The following is a 3,633-nucleotide window of genomic DNA, read 5'->3' as shown; positions in this document are numbered from 1 at the left end:
GGGGACGTGCTGGTCACCGGGCCGGGTATCCGGGCGGTGGCCGCCGGCGCGCAGCGGGTGGTGTTGCTGTGTGGGCCCCGTGGTCGCGCCGCCGCGGAGCTCCTGCCCGGTATCGACGAGATCATCGAGCACCGGCTGCCCTGGATCGATCCCGACCCGGCGCCGGTCGAGGCGGCCGACCTGCACGCCCTCACCGGGCGGTTGGCGGCCGTGGACGCCGATGAGGCGGTCATCTTCACCAGCTTCCATCAGTCACCGCTGCCGCTGGCCCTGCTGCTGCGCCTGGCCGGGGTGCCCCGTATCGCCGCGATCAGCGACGACTACCCGGGCAGCCTGCTCGACATCCGCCACCGAGTCCCCGCCGGTGTCCCCGAACCCGAACGTGCCCTGTCCCTCGCCGCCGCCGCCGGCTACGCCCTGCCCGACCACGACGAACTCCGCCTACGGCTGCGCCCCCCGCCACCGCCCCCGGCGGGGCTCGGCGGTCCCGGTTACGTCGTGCTGCATCCCGGTTCGGCGGCGCAGGCCCGGGGCTGCCCGCCGGAACTCGCGGGGCAGATCGCCCAGGCACTGACGGCGGCCGGTCACCGGGTGGTGGTGACCGGCGGGCCGGACGAGCGGGAGCTGACCGCGTCCGTCGCCGGTGCCGACGGTGTCGACCTGGGCGGGCGGACCGGGCTTGCCGACCTGGCCGCCACCGTCGCCGGCGCCGCGGCCGTGGTCGTCGGCAACACCGGGCCGGCCCATCTCGCCGCCGCCCATGGTGTGCCGGTGGTCAGCCTCTTCGCGCCGACCGTCCCGTTCGGGCAGTGGGGTCCGTGGCGGGTGCCTACCGTACGGCTCGGCGACCCGACCGCGCCCTGCCGGGACACCCGCGCGGCCCGCTGCCCGGTGCCCGGGCACCCGTGCCTCAGCGGCGTCGAACCCGGCCAGGTCGTCGACGCGCTGCGGCTGCTGGGCGTACGTCCGTCCCGCACGGCGGAGCCGGCGGTGGCAGCCATCGGCGGGAGCAGCCGATGAACGTTCTGCTGTGGCACGTGCACGGATCCTGGACCACCTCGTTCGTGCACGGCAAACACCGCTACCTCATACCGGTCACCCCCGACCGCGGCCCCTACGGCCTCGGCCGCGCCCGCACCTACCCCTGGCCCGACACCACCATCGAGGTCACCCCCGAACAACTCGCCACCACCGACATCGACCTGGTCATCCTGCAACGCCCCGAAGAACTCGACCTCGCCACCCAATGGCTGCACCGCCGACCCGGACACGACCTACCCGCCATCTACGTCGAACACAACACCCCCAAGGACGGACAGATACCCAACAGCCGGCACCCGATGGCCGACCGCGACGACCTCCTCATCGCACACGTCACCCACTTCAACCACCTCTTCTGGGACACCGGCACCACCCGCACCACCGTCATCGACCACGGCATCGTCACACCCACCGTCGAATACACCGGGGAACTCAACCGACTCGCCGTCGTCATCAACGAACCCGTACGCCGCTGGCGGGTCACCGGCACCGACCTACTCCCCCGCTTCGCCGCCATCGCCCCCCTCGACGTCTACGGCATGAGCGTCGCCGGGCTGGCCGACCACCTCGGCCTACCAACAGACCGGCTCACCAGCCACGACGACATACCGCAGGCCCGGATGCACACCGAACTCGCACGACGCCGCGCCTACCTACACCTGTGCCGGTGGACCTCACTCGGGCTGAGCCTCATCGAAGCAATGGCCATCGGCATGCCCGTCATCGCCCTGGCCACCACCGAAGCGGTGATGGCGGTGCCGCCCGGCGGAGGTGCCCTGTCCACCCGGATCGACACCCTGCTGGACGCCGCCCGCCGGTTCGTCGAGGAGCCGGCGGAGGCGCGCCGGGCGGGCGCCGAGGCCCGCGCGGTGGCGCGGGACCGGTACGGCCTCGACCGTTTCCTCGCCGACTGGGACCGCCTGCTGGAGGAGGAAGTATGCGCATCGCGATGATCTCGGAGCACGCCAGCCCGCTCGCGATCCTCGGCGGCGAGGACGCCGGCGGTCAGAACACTCACGTCGCGGAGCTCTCGGCCGCGCTCGCGGCCGCCGGGCACGACGTGCGGGTCTACACCCGCCGAGACGCGGTCGACCTGCCGGTGACGGTACGCAGCCCGGACGGCTACGACGTGGTGCACGTGCCGGCGGGGCCGGCCGAACCGGTCGCGAAGGACGCGCTGCTGCCGCACATGCGGGAGTTCAGCCGCTGGCTGGTCGACCGGTGGCGGGGCGGAGACTGGGTGCCCGAGGTGATCCACGCGCACTTCTGGATGAGCGGCCTCGCCGCGCTGGCGGCCAGCCGGCAGACCGGGGTGCCGGTGGTGCAGACCTACCACGCCCTGGGCGTGGTCAAGCGCCGCCACCAGGGCGTGCAGGACACCAGCCCGGCCCGCCGGATCGGCTACGAACGGGAACTGGGCCGCTCGGTCGACCGGGTCGTGGCCCAGTGCCAGGACGAGGTCGGCGAGCTGGTGCGGATGGGGGTGCCCCGGTCCCGGATGACGGTGATCCCCTCCGGGGTGAACCTGAGCACCTTCGCCCCACTCGGCCCGACCGCCGACCGGGACGACGACCGGCCCCGGATCCTGACCGTCGGCCGGCTGGTGGAGCGCAAGGGTTTCCAGACCGTCATCCGGGCGATGGCCCTGGTGCCCGACGCGGAGTGCGTGGTCGTCGGCGGCCCGCCCGCCGGCCTGCTGGAGAACGACCCGTACGCCCGCCGGCTGCGGGCCCTGGCCCTCACCTGCGGCGTGGCCGACCGGGTACGCCTGGTCGGCGCGGTGCCCCGGGAGGAGATGGGCCGCTGGTACCGCTCGGCCGACATCCTGGTGGCCGCCCCCTGGTACGAGCCGTTCGGGCTGACCCCGCTGGAGGCGATGGCCTGCGGGGTGCCGGTGGTCGGCACCGCCGTCGGCGGGCTGCGGGACACGGTGGTCGAGGGGGTCACCGGTGACCTCGTCCCGGCCCGGGACCCGCGAGCGCTGGGCACCGCGATCCACCGGCTGCTCGACGACCGCATCCGGCGCTTCGCGTACGCCACGGCGGCGCGGGAGCGGGCCCGGCGACGCTACTCCTGGGCGGCCACGGCGGAGCGCCTCGTCGAGGTCTACGGCGAGGTCGCCGCGGTACGCCGGCCGACCCGGGTGGTGGCCGGATGACGGCGACCACCCTGCTCGACGCGCACCTGGCGAACCTCGCCGCCGCCCTGGTGCCGTACCGGCAGTGCGAGGAGCTGCTGGCCCGGTGGGGCGAGACGCTCGCCCGCCGACTGGTCGACGGCGGCCGGCTGCTGGTGGCGGGCAACGGCGGCAGCGCCGCCGAAGCCCAACACCTCACCGCCGAACTCGTCGGCAAACTCCACGACGACCGCCAACCCCTGTCCGCCATCGCCCTGCACGCCGAAACATCCGCCCTCACCGCCATCGGCAACGACTACGGCTACGACCAGGTCTACGCCCGCCAGGTCCGCGCCCACGGCCGACCAGACGACATCCTCCTACTCCTGTCCACCAGCGGCACCAGCACCAACCTTCTCACCGCCGCCCACGCCGCCCGCGACACCGGCCTGCGCTGCTGGGCCCTCACCGGACCC

General features: G+C 73.9%; 4 protein-coding genes. All 4 read left to right on the top strand.

What is annotated here, in order from left to right:
• Positions 1-1,020: glycosyltransferase family 9 protein (locus C1I99_RS30395; RefSeq protein WP_146604092.1), on the top strand; the 1,020-nt coding region annotated here is incomplete at its 5' end.
• A complete protein-coding gene (locus C1I99_RS30390; RefSeq protein WP_111137601.1) occupies positions 1,017-1,994 on the top strand; it encodes a glycosyltransferase in 978 nt (325 codons plus the stop codon). The genes C1I99_RS30395 and C1I99_RS30390, both read left to right, overlap by 4 nt.
• Entirely contained in the window at positions 1,979-3,199 is a 1,221-nt protein-coding gene (locus C1I99_RS30385; protein WP_111137600.1) for a glycosyltransferase, read from the top strand. The genes C1I99_RS30390 and C1I99_RS30385 overlap by 16 nt, the downstream gene beginning before the upstream one ends.
• Positions 3,196-3,633 (top strand): D-sedoheptulose-7-phosphate isomerase (locus C1I99_RS30380; protein WP_146604091.1); only part of this gene is annotated, 438 nt, incomplete at its 3' end. The genes C1I99_RS30385 and C1I99_RS30380, both read left to right, overlap by 4 nt.

This window comes from Micromonospora deserti, assembly GCF_003236335.1.
GTDB lineage: Bacteria > Actinomycetota > Actinomycetes > Mycobacteriales > Micromonosporaceae > Micromonospora > Micromonospora deserti.
This window is presented reverse-complemented; position numbering and strand designations above follow the sequence as displayed.

Coding starts and splice junctions, on each gene's coding strand:
- C1I99_RS30385 (WP_111137600.1), top strand. CDS start 1,979: ATGCGCATCGCGATGATCTCGGAGCACGCCAGCCCGCTCGCGATCCTC.
- C1I99_RS30390 (WP_111137601.1), top strand. CDS start 1,017: ATGAACGTTCTGCTGTGGCACGTGCACGGATCCTGGACCACCTCGTTC.